General features: G+C 60.4%; 15 protein-coding genes and 1 riboswitch. Of the genes, 3 read left to right on the top strand and 12 right to left on the bottom strand.

Features of this window, described 5'->3' with window-relative positions; genetic code table 11:
• The first annotated feature begins 20 nt into the window (after window positions 1-20).
• Entirely contained in the window at window positions 21-830 is an 810-nt protein-coding gene (djlA, locus tag ACR6AS_RS10975) for a co-chaperone DjlA (protein ID WP_111139382.1), read from the top strand.
• Window positions 831-888: 58 nt separating this feature from the next.
• On the opposite strand, the gene rluA is transcribed toward djlA, so the two are convergent.
• From rluA to polB, 3 genes are all read right to left on the bottom strand, one after another.
• On the bottom strand, window positions 889-1,542 hold the full coding sequence (gene rluA, locus ACR6AS_RS10970; RefSeq protein ID WP_293774744.1) for a bifunctional tRNA pseudouridine(32) synthase/23S rRNA pseudouridine(746) synthase RluA: 654 nt from the start codon (window positions 1,540-1,542) through the stop codon (window positions 889-891).
• 41 nt (window positions 1,543-1,583) lie between these two features.
• Entirely contained in the window at window positions 1,584-4,490 is a 2,907-nt protein-coding gene (gene rapA, locus ACR6AS_RS10965) for an RNA polymerase-associated protein RapA (protein ID WP_367396073.1), read from the bottom strand.
• 153 nt (window positions 4,491-4,643) lie between these two features.
• Window positions 4,644-6,998 (bottom strand): DNA polymerase II, encoded by a 2,355-nt coding sequence (polB, locus tag ACR6AS_RS10960; protein WP_369974400.1) that lies wholly within the window; start codon window positions 6,996-6,998, stop codon window positions 4,644-4,646.
• A 175-nt stretch (window positions 6,999-7,173) separates the two neighbouring features.
• Between polB and ACR6AS_RS10955 the strand changes: the two genes are divergently transcribed.
• On the top strand, window positions 7,174-7,938 hold the full coding sequence (locus tag ACR6AS_RS10955) for a DedA family protein (protein ID WP_111139386.1): 765 nt from the start codon (window positions 7,174-7,176) through the stop codon (window positions 7,936-7,938).
• Between the two features lie 5 nt (window positions 7,939-7,943).
• Here ACR6AS_RS10955 and thiQ read toward each other — a convergent pair whose 3' ends face one another.
• The 4 genes from thiQ to sgrR form a co-directional block, all read right to left on the bottom strand.
• Window positions 7,944-8,645: a thiamine ABC transporter ATP-binding protein ThiQ gene (thiQ, locus tag ACR6AS_RS10950; protein ID WP_293774748.1), complete on the bottom strand. Its 702-nt coding sequence runs from the start codon at window positions 8,643-8,645 to the stop codon at window positions 7,944-7,946.
• Complete coding sequence (thiP, locus tag ACR6AS_RS10945; RefSeq protein ID WP_111139388.1) at window positions 8,629-10,239, bottom strand: thiamine/thiamine pyrophosphate ABC transporter permease ThiP; 1,611 nt, start codon at window positions 10,237-10,239, stop codon at window positions 8,629-8,631. The genes thiQ and thiP overlap by 17 nt, the downstream gene beginning before the upstream one ends.
• Window positions 10,215-11,201 (bottom strand): thiamine ABC transporter substrate binding subunit, encoded by a 987-nt coding sequence (gene thiB, locus ACR6AS_RS10940; protein ID WP_434162111.1) that lies wholly within the window; start codon window positions 11,199-11,201, stop codon window positions 10,215-10,217. The genes thiP and thiB overlap by 25 nt, the downstream gene beginning before the upstream one ends.
• A gap of 46 nt (window positions 11,202-11,247) precedes the next feature.
• Window positions 11,248-11,350, bottom strand: a riboswitch (TPP riboswitch).
• A gap of 35 nt (window positions 11,351-11,385) precedes the next feature.
• Window positions 11,386-13,053, bottom strand: coding sequence for an HTH-type transcriptional regulator SgrR (gene sgrR, locus ACR6AS_RS10935; protein ID WP_434162109.1), 1,668 nt, complete (start codon window positions 13,051-13,053; stop codon window positions 11,386-11,388).
• A gap of 252 nt (window positions 13,054-13,305) precedes the next feature.
• Here sgrR and ACR6AS_RS10930 point away from each other — a divergent pair, with 252 nt between their 5' ends.
• A complete protein-coding gene (locus ACR6AS_RS10930; RefSeq protein ID WP_111139391.1) occupies window positions 13,306-14,484 on the top strand; it encodes an MFS transporter in 1,179 nt (392 codons plus the stop codon).
• A 39-nt stretch (window positions 14,485-14,523) separates the two neighbouring features.
• On the opposite strand, the gene leuD is transcribed toward ACR6AS_RS10930, so the two are convergent.
• The 5 genes from leuD to leuL all read right to left on the bottom strand — a co-directional run bounded on the left by leuD (window position 14,524) and on the right by leuL (window position 19,373).
• Window positions 14,524-15,129 (bottom strand): 3-isopropylmalate dehydratase small subunit, encoded by a 606-nt coding sequence (gene leuD, locus ACR6AS_RS10925; protein WP_111139392.1) that lies wholly within the window; start codon window positions 15,127-15,129, stop codon window positions 14,524-14,526.
• A gap of 3 nt (window positions 15,130-15,132) precedes the next feature.
• Window positions 15,133-16,539, bottom strand: coding sequence for a 3-isopropylmalate dehydratase large subunit (gene leuC, locus ACR6AS_RS10920; RefSeq protein ID WP_293774757.1), 1,407 nt, complete (start codon window positions 16,537-16,539; stop codon window positions 15,133-15,135).
• Window positions 16,540-16,543: 4 nt separating this feature from the next.
• Window positions 16,544-17,635: a 3-isopropylmalate dehydrogenase gene (gene leuB, locus ACR6AS_RS10915; protein ID WP_111139394.1), complete on the bottom strand. Its 1,092-nt coding sequence runs from the start codon at window positions 17,633-17,635 to the stop codon at window positions 16,544-16,546.
• A gap of 2 nt (window positions 17,636-17,637) precedes the next feature.
• Entirely contained in the window at window positions 17,638-19,200 is a 1,563-nt protein-coding gene (gene leuA, locus ACR6AS_RS10910; RefSeq protein ID WP_111139395.1) for a 2-isopropylmalate synthase, read from the bottom strand.
• A gap of 89 nt (window positions 19,201-19,289) precedes the next feature.
• The gene (gene leuL, locus ACR6AS_RS10905) at window positions 19,290-19,373 is read right to left on the bottom strand and encodes a leu operon leader peptide (protein WP_111139396.1); all 84 of its coding nucleotides are present in this window, start codon (window positions 19,371-19,373) and stop codon (window positions 19,290-19,292) included.
• Window positions 19,374-19,701: the final 328 nt, after the last annotated feature.

Raw genomic sequence — 19,701 nt, 5'->3', positions numbered from 1 at the left:
CATGGCGAATTGAGGAGTTTATGCGCTACTGGGGAAAAGTTGTGGGTCTGGCGGTGGGATTACTTTCCGGTGCCGGCTTTTGGGGTATTGTGATCGGTTTGATCATTGGCCATATGATTGACAAAGTACGCGGTGCGCAGGGCAAGGCTTACTTCTCAAACAATCAGACCCGACAGACGCTGTTTTTCAGCACCACCTTTCAGGTGATGGGCCATCTGACCAAGTCAAAAGGGCGCGTCACTGAAGCCGATATTCAGATTGCGTCACTGTTAATGGAGCGGATGCAGCTGCATGGTGAGTCGCGCACGGCTGCCCAGCGCGCCTTCCGCGAAGGCAAACAGGCAGATTACCCGTTACGCAGCAAACTGCGTGAACTGCGCAGCGCCTGCTTTGGCCGCTTCGACCTGATTCGGATGTTTCTGGAGATCCAGATCCAGGCCGCCTTTGCCGACGGTTCACTGCATCCCAACGAGCGCCAGGTGCTCTATGTGATCGCCGAGGAGCTGGGGATTTCACGCACGCAGTTCGATCAGTTCCTGCGCATGATGGAAGGCGGCCAGCAGTTTGGCGGCGGCCAGCGCAGCGCCGGCGGTTTCCAGCAGGCGCAACGCGGACCGACGCTGGATGACGCCTGCAGCGTGCTGGGCGTAAAGCGCAGTGACGACGCCACCACCATTAAGCGCGCCTACCGCAAGCTGATGAGTGAGCATCATCCCGATAAGCTGGTGGCGAAAGGCCTACCGCCCGAGATGATGGAGATGGCGAAGCAGAAAGCGCAGGAGATTCAGGCGGCGTACGACCTGATTCGCAAAGAGAAAGGCTTCAAGTAATCCCCGGCTGCCGCGCCTCTTCTGTCACAGAGGAGGCCCGCAGTCGCTGGCGTGACTCTCAGAAGTCAGCAGGCTGACGAAACGTCATCGCATTGCCAAACGCCGGATGGGTGATAGTCAGCGACTCCGCATGCAGCAGCAGGCGGGACGCCATCGCCCTGGCGTCCGGGTGGGCATAGAAGTTGTCCCCCAGAATCGGATGGCCCAGCGCCAGCATATGCACCCGCAGCTGGTGTGAGCGACCGGTAATCGGCTTCAGCGAGACGCGCGCGCTGTTATCATCGCGATATTCCAGCACCTGATACGCCGTCTGCGCGGCTTTCCCGTTCTCGAAACAGACCATCTGCTTCGGACGATTCGGCCAGTCGCAGATCAGCGGCAGATCAACCAGCCCCGCCTCCTTTTCCGGATGTCCCCAGATGCAGGCCACATAGGTTTTAGCGGGCTCGCGCTCGCGGAACTGGCGTTTCAGTTCACGCTCGGCGTCCTTGGTCAGGGCGACAACCAGTACGCCGCTGGTCGCCATATCCAGCCGATGGACCGATTCAGCCTGCGGGAAGTCCCGCTGGATCCGCGTCATCACGCTATCTTTATTCTCGGGTAACCGGCCGGGAACGGAGAGCAGACCGCTGGGTTTATTGACCACCATAATATGCGCATCCTGATAAAGGATGTGCAGCCAGGGTTCGTGCGGCGGATTGTAAGGTTCCATGAGGCTTTCCAACAAAAAGAGGGGCCATGCGGCCCCTGAGCTTACTGGTGGGTCACGACAATCAGGCGCAGCGCGTCGAGACGCCAGTTAGCCTGATCGAGACTTTCCAGCACCTGTTCGCGGTTGCTTTCCAGCGCCTCGATTTCATCTTCACGGATGTTCGGGTTCACCGCTTTCAGGGCGTTGAGACGCGAGAGCTCAGCGCCCAGCTTCTCGTTCGCCTCGGCGCGCGCAGCGTCAATCAACGCACGCGCTTCGCTGACGACGCTCTCTTCACCCTGCAGCAGAATCGCATGCACATCCTGCTGGACCGCATTCACCAGTTTGCTGGCGGTATGACGGTTCACCGCGTTGAGCTGACGGTTAAAGCTCTCGAACTCCACTTTATCCGCCAGATTGGTGCCTTTGGTATCCATCAGCAGACGGATCGGCGTTGGCGGCAGGAAGCGCGTCAGTTGCAGATGCTTCGGCGCCTGCGCTTCTACCACATAGATCAGCTCGACCAGCAGCGTGCCGACCGGCAGCGCCTTGTTCTTCAGCAGCGACAGCGCGCTGCTGCCCGTATCGCCCGACAGAATCAGGTCCAGGCCGTTGCGGATCAGCGGGTGCTCCCAGGTAATGAACTGGGTATCCTCGCGTGACAGCGCCTGGTCGCGGTTAAAGGTGATGGTGCAGCCATCTTCCGGCAGACCAGGGAAATCGGGCACCAGCATGTGGTCGGACGGCGTCAGGACGATCAGGTTATCGCTGCGATCTTCCTGATTGATACCGACGATATCAAACAGGTTGAGTGCGAAGTTAACCAGACCGGTGTCGTTATCCTGCTCGCTGATGGCATTTGCCAGCAGCTGCGCCGATTCGCCGCCGTTGGAGTTCAGCTCCAGCAGACGGTCACGACCCTGTTCCAGCTGCGCTTTCAGCGCATCATGCTGTTTACGGCACTCGCTGATAAACGTATCGAAACCTTCGCTGTTTTCCGGTGCGGCCAGATAGCCAATCAGCTCTGAATGCACGCTGTCATAAATGGTGCGGCCGGTCGGGCAGGTGTGTTCAAACGCATCCAGCCCCTCGTGATACCAGCGCAGCAGCACCGCCTGGGCGGTCTGCTCCAGCCACGGCACCAGAATCTGGATGTCGTGCGCCTGGCCGATACGATCCAGACGACCGATACGCTGCTCCAGCAGATCCGGGTTAAACGGCAGGTCAAACATCACCAGACGGCTGGCGAACTGGAAGTTACGGCCTTCGGAGCCGATCTCGGAGCAGAGCAGCACCTGCGCGCCATTCTCTTCGGAGGCGAACCAGGCGGCGGCACGGTCACGTTCGATGATCGACAGACCTTCGTGGAATACGGCGGCCCGGATGCCTTCACGCTCGCGCAGTACCTGCTCCAGCTGCAGCGCCGTGGCCGCTTTGGCACAGATCACCAGCACTTTCTCTTTGCGGTTGCTGGTGAGATAGCCCATCAGCCACTCCACGCGCGGATCGAAGTTCCACCAGGTGCCGCTGTCGCCTTCAAACTCCTGATAAATCTGTTCCGGGTAGAGCAGGTCACGCGCCCGCTCTTCGGCGCTCTTGCGCGCACCCATAATGCCGGAAACTTTGATCGCGGTCTGATACTGCGCGGGCAGGGGCAGACGGATCTGGTGCAGTTCGCGTTTCGGGAAGCCTTTAACGCCGTTACGGGTGTTGCGGAACAGGACGCGGCTGGTGCCGTGGCGGTCCATCAGCATTGAGATCAGCTCCTGACGCGCCTCCTGCTTGCCGTCGCGATCGCTGTTGGCCACCTGCAGCAGCGGCTCGATATCCTGTTCGCCGACCAGATCGTTGATCCGGTTCATCTCCTCCTGAGAGATCGCCTTGTCCGCCAGCAGCGCCGTCACGGCGTCAGCAATCGGGCGGAAATGCTGCTGCTCTTCTACAAAGGCAGCAAAGTCGTGGAAGCGATCCGGATCGAGCAGGCGCAGACGGGCGAAGTGACTCTCCATTCCCAGCTGCTCCGGCGTCGCGGTCAGCAGCAGCACCCCGGCGGTTTTCTCTGCCAGCTGTTCGATCACCTGATATTCACGGCTCGGTTCGCCTTCTGACCAGGCCAGGTGGTGCGCTTCGTCGACCACCAGCAGGTCCCACTCGGCATCAGCCAGCTTCTCAAGGCGCTGACGGTTACGGCGCACAAAGTCGAGCGAGCAGATAATCAGCTGCTCGGTTTCAAACGGGTTGTCGCTGTCGTGCTGCGCTTCGGTGTAGCGATCGTCATCAAACAGCGCAAAGCGCAGGTTGAAGCGACGCAGCATCTCGACCAGCCACTGATGCTGTAAGGTTTCCGGCACTACGATCAGGACGCGTTCGGCACGGCCCGCCAGCAGCTGCTGCTGGATGATCATCCCGGCTTCAATGGTTTTTCCCAGACCCACTTCATCGGCCAGCAGCACGCGCGGCGCATGGCGGCGGCCCACATCATGGGCAATGTGCAGCTGGTGAGGGATCAGGTTGGTGCGCATACCGCGCAAGCCGCTGATCGGCAGGCGGTACTGCTCACTCTGATATTTACGGGCGCGGAAGCGCAGGGCAAAGCGGTCCATCCGGTCGAGCTGGCCGGCAAACAGGCGATCCTGGGGTTTGCTGAACACCAGCTTGCTGTCGAGCATCACCTCGCGCAGCATTACGTTGCTCTCTTCGGTATCCAGACGGGTACCGATGTAGGTCATCAGGTCATTTTCGTTGCGGACGTCATCGACGCGCATCTGCCAGCCTTCGTGGCTGGTGATGGTATCACCCGGATTAAAGATGACGCGGGTAACCGGCGAATCGTTGCGGGCGTAGAGGCGGTTTTCCCCCGTGGCCGGGAACAGCAGGGTGATCATGCGGGTATCGATCGCCACCACGGTGCCCAGTCCCAGTTCACTTTCCGTATCACTAATCCAGCGCTGACCTAATGTAAAAACCATATATTTTTTGCTCGAATTTTAACGTTTTTAGAGGTGTTTCCCCAAACTCAGGCAATAGCGTTACCGCCAGACAGCAGGGTCTGGAGCGTACTTAAGAGCGGTGAGTTTCAGGAAGGGCGCTATGGTACTGGATGGCAGGGCGTTCGTCACCTGTCAAAAAAGACCCAGCTGCCCGGTAATCAGTGTAGCAAAGTCCCCCTCCACAAAGGGCAGGATCCCCTCGGCAACGGGCTGAAGTTGTCGGGTCACGTAGTGATCATAGTCCAGCGGAGTGCTGCGCGCCTCCAGCGGCTCGGGACCCGCCGTCGCCATGACGTAACGGATCCGGCCGCCGTTCTGATACTGCAGCGGACGGTTTAATTTGCGGTTCTGCTCGTCGGCCAGCCGGGCTGCGCGGACGTGCGGCGGCACGTTTCGTTCATATTCCTTTAACGGACGCCGCAGACGCTTTTTATAGATCAGCTGATCGTCGAGTTCCCCCGCCAGCAGCTGCGCCACCGTCTCCCGGATGTAATCCTGCCAGGGTTCCCGGTGGAAGATGCGGTGATAGAGCTGCTGCTGAAAGGTTTTTGCCAGCGGCGTCCAGTCGGTCCGTACCGATTCCAGTCCCTTGAAGACCATGCGCTCACCGCCTGCATCGCGGATCAGGCCCGCGTAGCGTTTTTTACTGCCCTGTTCGGCGCCCCGAATCGTCGGCATCAGAAAGCGGCAGAAGTGGCTTTCATACTCCAGCTCCAGCGCGCTGGTCAGCCCCTGGGTCTGTTGCAGATGGTCGCGCCACCAGGCATTCACTTTCTGCACCAGCTGCTGACCAATCGCGGCCGCCGCCTCCTCGCTATGTGCTGATTTCAGCCAGACAAAGGTAGAGTCGGTGTCGCCGTAGATGACATCGTAGCCTTCCGCCTCAATCAGCGCGCGGGTCTGCTGCATAATGGCGTGACCGCGCAGCGTAATCGAGGAGGCAAGGCGCGGATCGAAGAAGCGACAGGCGCTGGTGCCCAGCACGCCATAAAAGGCGTTCATGATGATCTTCAGCGCCTGCGACAGCGGCTGGTTGTTCTGTTTTTTCGCCGCTTCGCGGCCCAGCCAGATCTGCTCAACAATCGCCGGCAGGCAGTGGGTCTGCCGCGAGAAGCGCGCTTCCCGGAACCCCGCCACCGAATCGGCATCATCGGGATGAGCCAGGCCCTCCACCAGCCCGACCGGATCGATCAGGAAGGTACGGATAATAGAGGGGTAGAGGCTCTTATAGTCCAGCACCAGCACCGAGTCATAGAGGCCGGGGCGCGAATCCATCACATAGCCGCCCGGGCTCGCTTCCGGCGCGATATCTCCCCGGTTCGGCGCGACAAACCCCGCGCGGTGCATCCGGGGAATATAGAGATGACTGAAGGCCGCCACCGAGCCGCCGTGGCGATCCACCGCCAGGCCATTGACCGCCGCGCGTTCCAGCAGGAACGGCATAATCGCCGTCTTGTGGAAAATGCGCGTGACCAGCTCGCAATCTTTCAGGTTATAGCGCGCCAGCGCCGGTTTATCGTTGGCGAAGCGCCAGTTGATCTCCTCCATGCGCTGCCAGGGGTTATCGATCGCTTTCCCTTCGCCCAGCAGCTGCCGGGAGACCGACTCCAGGCTGAAGGAGGGAAAATCCCAGAACGCCGATTTAAGGGCTTCAATGCCATCGATAATCAGGCGGCCGCTGGCCTGGGCGAAGAAAACGCCAGGCTTAAAGCCATGTTCGCGCCACTCCAGCGCGGCCTGCTGGCGCCCCAGGCGCAGCGGGATGCCGTAACGATCGGCATGTTTCTGCAGCACGCGCAGGTCAAACTGCACCACGTTCCAGCCAATCAGGACATCCGGATCGTGCCCGGCAAACCACTGGTTCAGCGCCTCGATCAGCTGCGGACGGCTGTCGAGATAGATCAGGTCGAAATCGAGGCTGCTGGCGTCGCCGTTGGCCGGGCCGAGCATATAAACCTGACGCTGACCGCAGCCCTCCAGCCCGATGCAGTAGAGCTCGCCGTGCTGGGTGGTTTCGATATCCAGCGACACCCACTTCAGCGGCGGGCGATAGTCGGGATGCGGCTTAAGCCGCGCATTGACCACGCTGTCGCCCTGCTGCTCGCCATCAAACCAGACGGGCGCGGTGATAAACCGCTCCATCAGATAGCGTTCCGGCGGGCGGATATCGGCCTCATAGACCGGAATACCCTGTTCGCGCAGCCGTTTTTCAATGCGCTGAAGCTGCCGGTTCTGCGGACAGTAGAGGCCGAAAACCGGGCGACGGCGGAAATCTTTCAGCGCCAGCGACTGAATCCGAAACTGCCGCTCATCCTGGAGCAGCGCGCTGACCTGCGCCTGAAACGCCTCAGGGATAAAGGCCACGGACTCCTGCACCGGCAGCACCACGCGCTGCGGGCCCGCATCGGTGGCGAGCCAGAGGATAATTTCCGTGCCATGCGGGCTGTCGCGCCAGTGGCGGGTGAGCACAAAACCTGCGCGGGGCATCATCAGCGGTTCTCCGGACTCAGCATTTCAGGGATGAGAAAACCCGTTAAGTATACCATGGATATTTATACAGTTCCCGCGGCTGGCTTTTGTCAACATTGCCCTACAATTCTTGCCTTGACGCTGTGTGGCTGGCTCAGGACAATCCAGGCTTCTGCTTTTACTAAGGATGAATATGGAAGCCTGGATTCAACAACTGATTACGCAGTCCCTGGAGTGGGCGCTGTTTGCCGTTGCGCTGGTGACGTTTCTGGAGTCACTGGCGCTGGTCGGGCTGTTGCTGCCAGGTACGGTGATGATGGCCAGCCTGGGCGCGCTGGTCGGCAGCGGTGAGCTGGGCCTCTATCCGGCCTGGGCCGCGGGCTTTGCGGGCTGCCTGATTGGTGACTGGGTCTCCTACGGCATCGGCTGGAAATTCCAGGGGCCGCTGCATCGCTGGAAATATCTGCAAAAGTACAAGGGTCTGCTGGATAAAACGGAACACGCCCTGCATCAGCACAGCATGTTTACCATTCTGGTCGGGCGCTTTGTGGGACCGACGCGGCCGCTGATCCCGCTGGCGGCCGGGATGCTGGAGCTGCCGGTGCGGAAGTTCCTGCCACCGAACATCATCGGCTGCATCCTCTGGCCGCCGCTCTATCTGCTGCCCGGTATTCTGGCGGGCGTGGCGATCGATGTGCCAAAGGCCGCGCAGGGCGGCAGCTTCAAGTGGCTGTTGCTGGGGGCTGCGCTGCTGATCTGGCTGGGCGGCTGGTTATGCTGGCGCTGGTGGCGCAGCGGCAAAAGCCGTGACTGGGCTACCGCCTGGCTGCCGCCGGAACGCCTGCGCTGGGCAGGCCCGCTGGGGCTGATCGTCGCCGTGGCGGCGTTTGTCGGCATTCAGTTTCATCCGATGATGCCGGTTTTCCGTCACCTGCTGTGGCAGGTCTTTATCGCCTGATCCGCTTAACGACGCGGGATACCGAGGACATCGGCTTCCCGCGTCTCGCCCGACAGCAGCTGTCGGGTTTCACCATCCCAGTAAACCCGGCCATCCACGATCACTACGCTGCGCGCCGCAATCTGCTGCGCATCTTCCAGACTGTGCGACACCATCAGCAGGGTGATCCCGCGCGCCTCGCACACCGAACGCACCAGCTGCAGCATCTCTCCCCGTAATGCCGGATCCAGCGCCGAGAAGGGCTCATCCAGCAGCAGCACCGGCCGATCCCGCAGCAGACAGCGGGCCAGCGCGACGCGCTGTCGCTGGCCGCCCGACAGCTCGCCCGGCAGACGGGTCAGCAGATCGCCCAGCCCCACCTGCGCGGCCAGCGTGACCAGTGCCTGACGCTGCAAAGCCGTAAGCTTTAATCCCGGATGCAGCCCCAGCCCCATGTTCTGTTCCACGCTGAGGTGCGGAAAAAGGTTATTTTCCTGAAACAGCATTGAGACCGGGCGTCTGGCCGGGACGCTGTGGGTATGATCCTGGCCGTCGATGATCAGGGCCCCCTGGTTCACCGGCAGGAAGCCGGCGATCAGGCTCAGCAGGGTACTTTTACCGGCGCCGCTGGGCCCGAGAATGGCGATGCGCTCGCCGCGAGCGGCGGTAAGGCTGAAGCGCATCGGCAGATGCTGATAGAGGTAGGTAAGGTTATCGAGAGTCAGCATGACGACCTGGTAATTTTTCCATTAGCGTGAACAGCAGCAGGCAGAGCAGCAGCAGCAGCAGGGCGGTGACTGCGCCATCTGCGCCGCGATAGGCGCCTATCTGCTGATAAAGGTAGAACGGCAGCGTGCGGAAGTCGGCGCTGCCAAACAGGGCGACCACGCCAAAATCACCCACCGACAGAACGCAGGCAAAGGCCAGCGCCTGCGCCAGCGGACGCTTCAGCGCCCGCAGCTCAATCAGCCGCAGCCGGTTCCAGCCGCGGATATCCAGCGAATCACAGAGTCTGCCGTAACGCTCTGCCACATCCCGCATCGGGTTTTCCAGCACTTTCATGGCATAGGGAATGGCGATCAGCGCATTGGTAAAGATCACCAGCCCCTCTGCCGAATCGGGCAGGCCGATCGTGGCGTTGAACAGCAGGAAAAAACCGGTGGCGAGGACGATGCCGGGCATCGCCAGGATCAGCATCCCGCTGGTGTCGATCAGCTGTGCGGCCACCGGGCGCTGACGCAGCCGCAGCTCACGGCTGCTCCACAGCAGCATCATGGTCAGCGCCACACAGAGCAGACCCGCGCCGGTGGCGATTCGCAGCGAGGTCAATGTCGCCTGCCAGAGGGCCGGCTGCGCCAGTGCGCCCCGCACGCCGCCGTGCAGCCCCTCGACGATCACCGCCGCCAGCGGGGGGAGCAGCAGCAGCAGCGCCAGCAGGATCAGCAGCGCATCGATCAGCTGTGCCGCGCGCGAATCCTGCGGATCGCGCCAGCCGCTGAGCTGGCTGCTTCCGGCGGGGATCGCTTTGCTGAATCGCTGGCTGAGCAGCACCAGGGTGAGGCAGCAGCCGAGCTGGATCATCGCCAGCAGGGCAGCGCGGCCGGGATCGTAGTCATAACTCAGCGCCTGGAAGATCGCCAGTTCGATGGTGGTCGCCTGCGGACCGCCGCCCAGCGACAGCACGGTGGCAAAGCTGGCAAAGCAGAGCATGAAGATCAGCGCCCCGGCAGGCAGCAGCTGACGCCGCAGCCACGGCCACTCCAGCAGACAAAAGCGATGCCAGCCGCGCACGCCGAGCTGAGCCGCCAGCTGACGCTGCTCTGCCGGGATCTGCTCCAGCGCCTGCAGCAGCAGACGCGTTGCCAGCGGCAGGTTAAAGAAAACGTGCGCCAGCAGAATGCCCGACAGCCCATAGGGGGAGAAGTGATAACCGAGCCCGGCCCACTGGCAGAGCTGCGCCAGCCAGCCGGTACGCCCGTAAACCGTCAGCAGACCAAATATCGCCACCAGCACCGGCAGCACCAGGGTCATAGCACACAGGCGCAGCAGCAGCTGTCGGCCTGGAAAGCGGCGGCGGTAGAGCGCCCGCGCCAGTGGCAGCGCGGGCAGTAGTGACAGCAGCGCAGAGAGCAGCGCCTGACCGAAAGAGAACGCGATGACATGGCGCAGGTAATCATCCTGCAGCACGCTGCGCAGGTCCGTTTCCGGTGCGGCGCGCCAGAGTGCGCCAAAGGCCAGAAACGCCACCAGCGTTAACAGCAGCGTAGCGAACGATCCCGGCAGCAGCCAGCGCGGCATCAGCGACTGACTGCGCGTTGCCACTGACTAATCCAGCCGGAACGCTGACTGGCGACCTCTTCCGGCGAGAACTGCAGCGCGGTGGCGGGCACCGTCAGGGCGTTAAAACCGGCGGGCAGCGGCGTGGCGGTCACCGGGTACATCCAGTTGCCGGTCGGGATGGTGCGCTGGAAGTCGGGGGAGACCATAAACGTCATAAACTGCTGCGCCAGTTCAGGCTGTTTGCTGCTGGCTAACTGCGCGGCAACTTCGACCTGCAGATAGTGGCCTTCGGCAAACGGGGCGGCCGCATAGTTCTCTTTCTTCTCTTCGATGATGTGATAAGCCGGTGACGTGGTGTAGCTCAGCACCAGATCGCTTTCCCCTTTCAGGAACAGACCATACGCCTCACTCCAGCCTTTGGTCACCGTCACGGTTTTCTGCGCCAGCTTCTGCCACGCCTGCGGTGCCTGATCGCCATAGACTTTCTGCATCCAGAGCAGCAGACCTAAGCCGGGGGTGCTGGTGCGGGGATCTTCGTAGATCACCCGCCATTTCTGCGGGCTGTCGACCAGCTCTTTCAGGCTTTTCGGCGGGTTTTTCAGCCGGGTACTGTCGTAGACGAAGGCGAAGTAGCCATAGTCAAAGGGGATGAAGGTCGTGTCATGCCAGCCGCCGGGCAGGGTTAATTTTGTGGTGTCGACCTGACTTCTGGCGAACAGGCCGGTTTTCTGCGCCGCCTGCACCAGATTGTTGTCCAGCCCCAGCACCACATCCGCCTTACTGTTTGTGCCTTCCATCCGCACGCGGTTCAGCAGCGAGACGCCATCTTCCAGCGTGACAAACTTCAGCTCGCAGTTGCAGCGGGCTTCAAAGGCTTTTTTTACCGCCGGGCCGGGGCCCCAGTCGGCAGAGAAGGAGTCGTAGGTGTAGACCGTGAGAACCGGCTTAGCCGCCAGAACGGGGGCGGAGAGTAACAGCAGGACCGGCAGAACTTTGTTTAACACTTTGCGCTCCTTCAGGAGAATAGGGGATGAGTCGCAAAGGATCTGAGCACGGAGGCCTCTCAAATCCCTACGTCGGTATTAACCGAATCAGGTTCGACGGGTCTCTCTCAGCTGCTTGCTGGTGGCAGGCGGCACCCCGTTGAGAACGCCACATTCTAGTCATTTCAGCGGCGTGGCGAAAGCGTTACAGCGCCGGTGGCGCGAACCAGGCGGATTTAAAATCGAACCAGCCCAGCGTATTCATCCGCACGCCGCGCATACTGCGCTGGCCTTCGAGCAGCAGCCAGTGGTGAAACAGCGGATGCAGGCCCGCCTCTTCGACTAACTGTTTGCTCCATTCGGCCAGCGGCAGCGTTTTCTCGCGCCAGCGTGCCGCATCGCTCTGCCAGTCGATCGCCAGGCAGTGGTGCAGCAGCGGGATCTCATACAACTGCGCGAACAGCGAATAGTTCAGCGGCAGGGTAAAGTTCACGCTGCCGAGCCAGATGTCACTTTCCGCCTCGCCCTGATACCAGCTCTCGTAGTCGATCTCGCGGGTCACCAGCGTCACACCATGCTGAGCCAGCAGCGGCCGCAGCGCATTGGCGATGCCTTCATGCTCCACATGCTGGCTGTACCAGGTCAGCGTCAGGTGGGTCAGGCCGGGCGGCTTTTCGACCGGCGTCAGGTCGCGGCGGTGATGCCAGCGCGGCAGCAGGCCATAGGCCGGGAACCAGTAACGCTGATACCCGACACCTGCGTGATTAAGCAGGGCGATGGGGTTAAACAGGTAGCTCACCCAGCGCCGGACCGCCGCGTCGCGGCCCTGCGCGGAACGCTGGTCGAACAGCAGGTAGTAGCACCCCTCCTCCAGACGGCTCTCCTCCTGGATCTCATCGCTGCCATCACTCTCGCCCTGCAGTCGGACACCAGCATAGACCAGCTCATCGCTGATGTCGGGCAGCACCCAGATAGAGACATCGTCGATCAGGGCGCGAAAACCAAAGTAGTCATCAAAGGCTTCAATTTTCAGCTGGCTCGCCTGATTGCGGATCACCCGGTAGGGGCCGGTGCCCACCGGCTGGCGGGCAAAATCGGGCAGGGTGGGCCATTCGCGTGGCAGGATCATCGCGCTTACGCTGCCCAGCAGCCAGGGCAGACCCTCGTCGGGCTGGCTTAAGTGGATGTCGAGCGTCCAGGGGGCGGGCGAGGCGATCTCTGCAATGTGTGAGAAGAGCGGGTGAGGGCGCTGGCGCGCCAGCGTGGCCAGCACATCCTCCATCTCCAGCTCTCTGCCGTGATGGAAACGAATCGCCGGGCGCAGAAAGAAACGCCAGTGAAGCGGCGAGGTCTGCTGCCAGTGGTGTGCAATGTCCGGTTCGGCTTCCCCGTTTTCCTCATTTATCCGCGTCAGGCCGTTGAAGATCTGGCGGGCAATGTGGGTCTCCGAGCGCCGCAGCGGCGAGCCGGGCAGCAGGTTGAGCAGCGGCCGGTAGTAGAGCACCCGCAGGATATGCTTGCCCTGGCGGAAGCTGCGGCCCAGATGCGCGCCGATCATCTGGCGCACCTGATTTTTATCCCCCACCAGCTGAACGAGCTGATCGATGCGATCCTGCTCCAGCAGATCCTCGGCGCGCTCCTGCTGTAAGGCCAGCCCGGTGTAGCAGAAGGTCAGCACCGAGCGTTTGCCGCGACCCGCCTCAGCCTGCCAGATCAGCCAGCCCGCGGCCTGCATCCGGTTGAGCAGGTTGCGCATGTGGCGGCGCGAGCAGTGCAGCCGATCGGCCAGTTCGCTAAGGGTGATCGCCTGCGTCTGCCCCTGACAGCTCTGCCACAGGCGGATGAACTGCTGCTTCAGACGTGATGAGGACATAAAAGGGGAACTCCCGCTGAAAAGCGCTCTGTTTTTCCTGCCCTATTTTAAGAGCAAACTTTGTGCGATGGGAAGAGCGGGAGGCATTCCGCAGGGGATGGCGTTCGACCCTCACGTCGCGCTTCAGCGAGGTGCTTTTCTGAGTAGGGTGCATTTTCACCGCCAGCAGAGGATCTCTGCTGGCTTTTTTCATGCTGCGCGGTATCGTCTACCCTTCTTTTTTTCCCCGTTTGTCCTGTAAGGGATTTCGCTATGAAATCGCTGTTAACGCGGCAGCGCCGCATCAATCCGGTTTACCTCGCTTTTATGGTCGCCTCTTTCATGCTGGGCGTGGCCGGTGCATTGCAGGCACCGACCCTCAGCCTGTTTCTGACGCGCGAGGTGCAGGCGCGACCCTTCTGGGTCGGCCTGTTTTTTACCCTCAATGCGGTAGCCGGGATCGTGGTGAGTATGCTGGTGGCAAAACGCTCTGACAGCGTGGGCGACCGGCGTCATATCATCCTCTTCTGCTGCCTGATGGCCCTGGCCAATGCGCTGCTGTTCGCCTTTACCCGGCACTATCTGACGCTGCTCACTCTGGGCGTGCTGCTGTCGGCGCTGGCCAGTGTGTCCATGCCTCAGCTCTTTGCGCTGGCGCGGGAGTATGCCGACCAGTCGGCACGCGAAGCGGTGATGTTCAGTTCGATCATGCGTGCGCAGCTTTCGCTGGCGTGGGTGATCGGGCCGCCGCTCTCCTTTGCTCTGGCGCTGAACTACGGCTTCGTCACGCTGTTCAGCGTGGCCGCCGCGCTGTTTCTGATCTGTATCCTGCTGGTCTGGTTTACCCTGCCGTCGGTGCCGCGCAGCCAGCCGCTGATGCAGAGCGGCGGGCTGCCGATAAGCGGCTGGCGCGATCGGGATGTGCGCCTGCTGTTCATCGCCTCGGTGGTGATGTGGACCTGCAACACCATGTATATCATCGATATGCCGCTCTATATCAGCACCACGCTGGGCCTGCCGGAGAAGCTGGCCGGTCTGCTGATGGGCACGGCGGCCGGACTGGAGATCCCGGTGATGCTGCTGGCGGGCCACTATGCGCGTCGTATCGGTAAGCGCCGGTTAATGCTGATCGCGGTGGCGGCCGGCGTGTTGTTCTATCTGGGGCTGGTGCTGTTTAACTCCCGCGCGTCACTGATGGTGCTGCAGCTGTTTAACGCCGTGTTTGTCGGGATTATTGCGGGCATCGGGATGCTGTGGTTTCAGGATCTGATGCCGGGACGGCCAGGCGCAGCGACTACGCTGTTCACCAACTCCATCTCGACCGGCATGATCCTGGCGGGGGTGATTCAGGGGACGCTCAGCGAGCGGCTGGGGCATGAGGCGGTTTACTGGCTGGCGTTCGGACTGGCGGTGGTGGCGCTGGTGATGTCGGCGCGGGTGCGCGACGTATAAAGAACAGGGGCGACCGGGTGTCGCCCCTGCTTACCCTCATCAGCGCAGAAAGGCGGGCTGATTCTGCTCATACTGTGAAATCGACGCTTCGTGCTGCAGCGTCAGGCCGATGCTGTCGAGACCGTTTATCATGCAGTGACGGCGGAAGCTGTCCAGCTCAAACGGATAGACTTTGTCGCCTGCGGTGACCGTCTGCGCTTCCAGATCGACCGTGAAACTGATGCCGGGCTGGGCCGCAACCAGTCTGAACAGCTCATCCACCTGCTCTTCACTTAACTTCACCGGCAGCAGCTGGTTGTTGAAGCTGTTGCCGTAAAAGATATCTGCAAAGCTCGGCGCGATGACGACGTGAAAACCAAAATCGGTCAGCGCCCAGGGGGCATGCTCGCGTGAGGAGCCACAGCCAAAGTTCTCGCGCGCCAGCAGGATGCTGGTGCCTTTGAATTCGGGTTTGTTCAGCACAAAGCCGGGGGTCGGCACCGTACCGGCGTCATCTTCAAAACGCCAGTCATGGAACAGATGCTGGCCAAAGCCGGTGCGGGTGACTTTCTGCAAAAACTGTTTAGGGATGATCGCGTCGGTGTCCACGTTCGCGGCATCCAGCGGCGCAACAATGCCGGTGTGCTGAGTAAATTTATTCGCCATGACTTAAGCTCCTGTCGTCAGTTCACGGATGTCGGCAAAGTGGCCGGTCACGGCCGCCGCTGCGGCCATCGCCGGGCTGACCAGATGCGTCCGGCCACCGCGGCCCTGACGGCCTTCAAAGTTACGGTTGCTGGTGGAGGCGCAGCGCTCGCCCGGATTCAGACGGTCGTTATTCATCGCCAGACACATCGAGCAGCCCGGCAGACGCCATTCAAAGCCCGCTTCCAGGAAGATTTTATCCAGACCTTCCGCTTCAGCCTGCGCCTTCACCGGACCGGAACCCGGTACCACCATCGCAATCACGCCCGGCGCGACCCTGCGGCCTTTGGCGATCGCGGCCGCCGCACGCAGGTCTTCAATACGGGAGTTGGTGCAGGAGCCGATGAACACCTTATCAATCGCGACGTCGGTCAGACGGATGCCCGGCTGCAGGTTCATGTAGGCCAGCGCTTTTTCCGCAGAGGCGCGCTCAACCGGATCGGCAAACGAGGCCGGATTCGGGATCAGCTGATCGACTGCGATCACCTGGCCCGGGTTGGTGCCCCAGGTCACCTGCGGCGCAATCTCTTCCGCCTGCAGCGTCACCACCGCATCATAGTGCGCGCCCTCGTCAGACTTCAGCGTGCGCCAGTACTCTACGGCCTGATCCCATTTCTCACCCTGCGGCGAGAACTGGCGACCCTTCAGATAGCTGAAGGTCGTCTCATCCGGTGCGACCAGGCCCGCTTTCGCGCCCATTTCGATCGCCATGTTGCACAGGGTCATACGGCCTTCCATGCTCAGCGCCTGGATCGCCGGGCCGCAGAATTCAACCACATAGCCGGTACCGCCTGCGCTGCCGGTTTTGCCGATGATCGCCAGCACGATATCTTTTGCGGTAATGCCGGTGGAAGCCTGGCCCAGCACTTCGATCTTCATGGTTTTAGCCCGACCCTGTTTCAGCGTCTGAGTGGCAAACACATGCTCGACTTCAGAGGTGCCGATACCAAAGGCCAGCGAGCCAAAGGCGCCGTGCGTCGCGGTGTGCGAGTCGCCGCAGACGATGGTCATGCCCGGCAGCGTCATGCCCTGCTCAGGGCCGATAACGTGGACGATGCCCTGGAAAGGGTGGTTCAGGTCATACAGCTGGACGCCAAACTCTGCGCAGTTCTTCATCAGCTCCTGCATCTGAATACGCGCCATCTCGCCGGAGGCATTGATGTCTTTGGTCTGCGTCGAGACGTTGTGATCCATGGTGGCAAAGGTTTTGCCCGGCTGACGGACTTTACGCCCGTGCGCGCGCAGCCCGTCGAAAGCCTGGGGCGAGGTCACTTCATGGATCAGGTGACGATCGATGTAGAGTAACGGCGTTTCATTCGGCGCTTCGTGAACGACATGAGCATCAAATAACTTCTGGTATAAGGTTTTCATTGTTTTATTTTTCCTCGGCGATAAAGCGGGCAATGATGCTGCCCATCTCATCTGTGCTGACCGCAGGGCCATCACCGGCTAAATCTTTGGTGCGGTAGCCCTGTTCCAGCGCACGGCTGATGGCGCGTTCGATACTGTCGGCAGCCGCATCAGCATTCAGGCTGTAACGCAGCAGCAGCGACAGCGACAGGATCTGGGCGACCGGGTTAGCAATATTCTGACCCGCGATATCCGGCGCGGAGCCACCGGCCGGTTCGAACAGGCCAAAGCCCGCTTCGTTCAGGCTGGCGGAGGGCAGCATCCCCATCGAGCCGGTGATCATGGCGCATTCGTCAGAGAGAATGTCACCAAACAGGTTGGAGCAGAGCAGCACATCAAACTGCGAAGGATCTTTGATCAGCTGCATGGTGGCGTTGTCGATATAGATGTGGCTCAGCTGTACGTCCGGGTACTCTTTAGCCACCTCGTTGACAATCTCACGCCACATGACCGAGGTCTGCAGCACGTTCGCTTTATCGACCGATGTGACCTTATTGCGACGCTTGCGGGCGGACTCGAAGGCGATGCGGGCGATGCGCTCGATCTCAAAGCGGTGATAGACCTCAGTATCGAAGGCGCGCTCTTCCGGGCCGCTGCCTTCACGTCCTTTCGGCTGACCAAAGTAGATGCCGCCGGTCAGTTCACGTACGCACAGAATATCGAAGCCCTTCGCGGCGATGTCGCTACGCAGCGGGCAGAATGCTTCCAGTCCGCTGTAGAGCGCCGCCGGACGCAGGTTACTGAACAGCTTAAAGTGCTTACGCAGCGGCAGCAGGGCACCGCGCTCCGGCTGTGAGGCGGGCGGCAGGTGTTCCCATTTCGGGCCACCAACAGAGCCAAACAGGATCGCGTCGGCCTGCTCGCAGCCGGCCACGGTCGCGGGTGGCAGAGGTTCGCCATACTGATCGATAGCGATGCCGCCGACCGCATATTCCTGAGTAGTAATCTGCAGATCAAAACGCTGGCGGATGGCATCCAGCACTTTCATCGCCTGCGCCATCACTTCCGGGCCGATGCCGTCACCGGGTAAAACTGCGATATGAGAGGAGCTGGACATGGTTATACGGTTTCCTTCTGATCTTTAAATTTGCGCTGCAATTCCTGTTCGACCTGACGGGCACGCCAGATGTTGTTCAGAGCGTTGACCATTGCTTTGGCGGAGGATTCGACGATATCAGTCGCCAGACCGACGCCGTGGAACTTGCGGCCGTTATAGGCGACCACGATATCGACCTGGCCCAGTGCATTTTCACCATGGCCTTTGGCGGTCAGTTTGTAGTCCACCAGCTCCGCGTCAAACTGGGTGATCCGGTTAATCGCCTGATAAACCGCATCCACCGGACCGTTACCGGTTGCCGCATCGGATTTGGCCTCATCACCGCAGCCCAGATTAACGGAGGCGGTGGCGGTGATGCCGGAGCCGGTCTGGACGTTGAATTCACGCAGCTGGAAATGCTCCGGCTCTTCGTTCTGTTTGTTGATAAAGGCCAGCGCCTCCAGGTCGTAGTCGAAGACCTGACCTTTCTTGTCGGCCAGCTTCAGGAAGGCGTCATACAGGGTATCCAGGTTGTAATCCTGCTCGGCATAGCCCATCTCTTCCATGCGATGTTTTACCGCCGCACGACCGGAACGCGAGGTCAGGTTCAGCTGAATTTTATGTAAGCCGATCGACTCCGGCGTCAGGATCTCGTAGTTTTCGCGATTTTTCAGCACGCCATCCTGATGGATACCGGAGGAGTGAGCGAAGGCGTTGGAACCGACCACCGCTTTATTGGCCGGGATCGGCATGTTGCAGATCTGGCTGACCATCTGGCTGGTGCGATAGATCTCCTGATGATGAATATTGGTGTGGACGTTCATGATCTGCTGACGGGTTTTAATCGCCATGATCACCTCTTCCAGCGCACAGTTACCTGCACGTTCGCCCAGGCCGTTCATCGTCCCCTCAACCTGACGCGCGCCCGCCTGAACCGCCGCCAGGGCGTTGCCGGTTGCCATCCCCAGATCGTCATGGGTATGCACAGAGATGATCGCTTTATCAATGTTCGGTACGCGGTTCATCAGCTCGCTGATGATATGGGCATATTCGCCCGGCAGGGTGTAGCCGACGGTGTCCGGGATATTAATGGTGGTGGCACCGGCGTTAATCGTGGCTTCCACCATCCGGCACAGGTCATCAATCGGGGTACGGCCGCCATCTTCGCAGGAGAACTCTACGTCGCTGGTGTAGTTACGCGCCCGCTTCACCATATGCACCGCGCGCTCAATCACCTCCGGCAGTGTGCTGCGCAGTTTGGTCGCGATATGCATCGGCGAGGTGGCGATAAAGGTATGAATGCGGAAGGCCTCGGCCACGCGCAGCGATTCATACGCGGCATCGATATCTTTCTCGACGCAGCGCGCCAGACCGCAGACCCGGCTGTTTTTAATGGTCCGCGCGATAGTCTGTACGGACTCAAAGTCGCCAGGTGAGGAGACCGGGAAACCGACTTCCATCACATCCACGCCCATGCGCTCCAGCGCTAACGCGATCTGCAATTTTTCTTTCACACTCAGGCTGGCCTGCAAAGCCTGTTCACCGTCGCGCAGAGTGGTATCGAAAATAATGACTTGCTGACTCATCGTAATCATCCTTATGCGTTTTCTGGCCTGGCAACGAGCATAAAAAAACCCGCGACAGGCGCGGGTTTTTAACTTTCAGCAGGTTTGAATCAGTGTCTGATTCCGCCCACAAGTCTACCGCGCAAGCTGTGTGCGTTTAGTAGTAGACCGAGAAGGCGAGCAAAACGAAACATGGATTCAAACCTTATAGAATGTTGTGCTGCACATATTGGTACTGGAATCACCGGGGGATGTCAACCTTCAATGCAGGGTTATTCTGCGCGGTGCGGAAGGAAGATATTCTGTTATTTCACGGTCAGGCAGCGGATTAAACAGCAGGGTAACGGCGGCAGCAGTCACGCCCTTGTGCTGCGCGGCTTATTCAGCTCCTTTATGCGTTTATATTCATGAAATAAAAGGCATTTAATCCTGGCCTGACTCAGGCTAAGCACAGAATTTATCACCTCCCGGTTAGCATAATCGCATGTGCATGACTGATTTAATGGTTAATTACGCCAGAAA

It is taken from the genome of Pantoea phosphatilytica (assembly GCF_051025615.1).
Taxonomy (GTDB): domain Bacteria; phylum Pseudomonadota; class Gammaproteobacteria; order Enterobacterales; family Enterobacteriaceae; genus Pantoea.
This window is presented reverse-complemented; position numbering and strand designations above follow the sequence as displayed.

What these genes read in the sequence shown, in the direction of transcription:
- leuB (WP_111139394.1), bottom strand. Translation starts at nt 17,635, where the DNA reads ATGTCCAGCTCCTCTCATATCGCAGTTTTACCCGGTGACGGCATCGGC.
- sgrR (WP_434162109.1), bottom strand. Translation starts at nt 13,053, where the DNA reads ATGTCCTCATCACGTCTGAAGCAGCAGTTCATCCGCCTGTGGCAGAGC.
- leuD (WP_111139392.1), bottom strand. Translation starts at nt 15,129, where the DNA reads ATGGCGAATAAATTTACTCAGCACACCGGCATTGTTGCGCCGCTGGAT.
- ACR6AS_RS10930 (WP_111139391.1), top strand. Translation starts at nt 13,306, where the DNA reads ATGAAATCGCTGTTAACGCGGCAGCGCCGCATCAATCCGGTTTACCTC.
- polB (WP_369974400.1), bottom strand. Translation starts at nt 6,998, where the DNA reads ATGCCCCGCGCAGGTTTTGTGCTCACCCGCCACTGGCGCGACAGCCCG.
- rluA (WP_293774744.1), bottom strand. Translation starts at nt 1,542, where the DNA reads ATGGAACCTTACAATCCGCCGCACGAACCCTGGCTGCACATCCTTTAT.
- thiQ (WP_293774748.1), bottom strand. Translation starts at nt 8,645, where the DNA reads ATGCTGACTCTCGATAACCTTACCTACCTCTATCAGCATCTGCCGATG.
- djlA (WP_111139382.1), top strand. Translation starts at nt 21, where the DNA reads ATGCGCTACTGGGGAAAAGTTGTGGGTCTGGCGGTGGGATTACTTTCC.
- rapA (WP_367396073.1), bottom strand. Translation starts at nt 4,490, where the DNA reads ATGGTTTTTACATTAGGTCAGCGCTGGATTAGTGATACGGAAAGTGAA.
- leuL (WP_111139396.1), bottom strand. Translation starts at nt 19,373, where the DNA reads ATGTTTCGTTTTGCTCGCCTTCTCGGTCTACTACTAAACGCACACAGC.
- ACR6AS_RS10955 (WP_111139386.1), top strand. Translation starts at nt 7,174, where the DNA reads ATGGAAGCCTGGATTCAACAACTGATTACGCAGTCCCTGGAGTGGGCG.
- leuC (WP_293774757.1), bottom strand. Translation starts at nt 16,539, where the DNA reads ATGAAAACCTTATACCAGAAGTTATTTGATGCTCATGTCGTTCACGAA.
- leuA (WP_111139395.1), bottom strand. Translation starts at nt 19,200, where the DNA reads ATGAGTCAGCAAGTCATTATTTTCGATACCACTCTGCGCGACGGTGAA.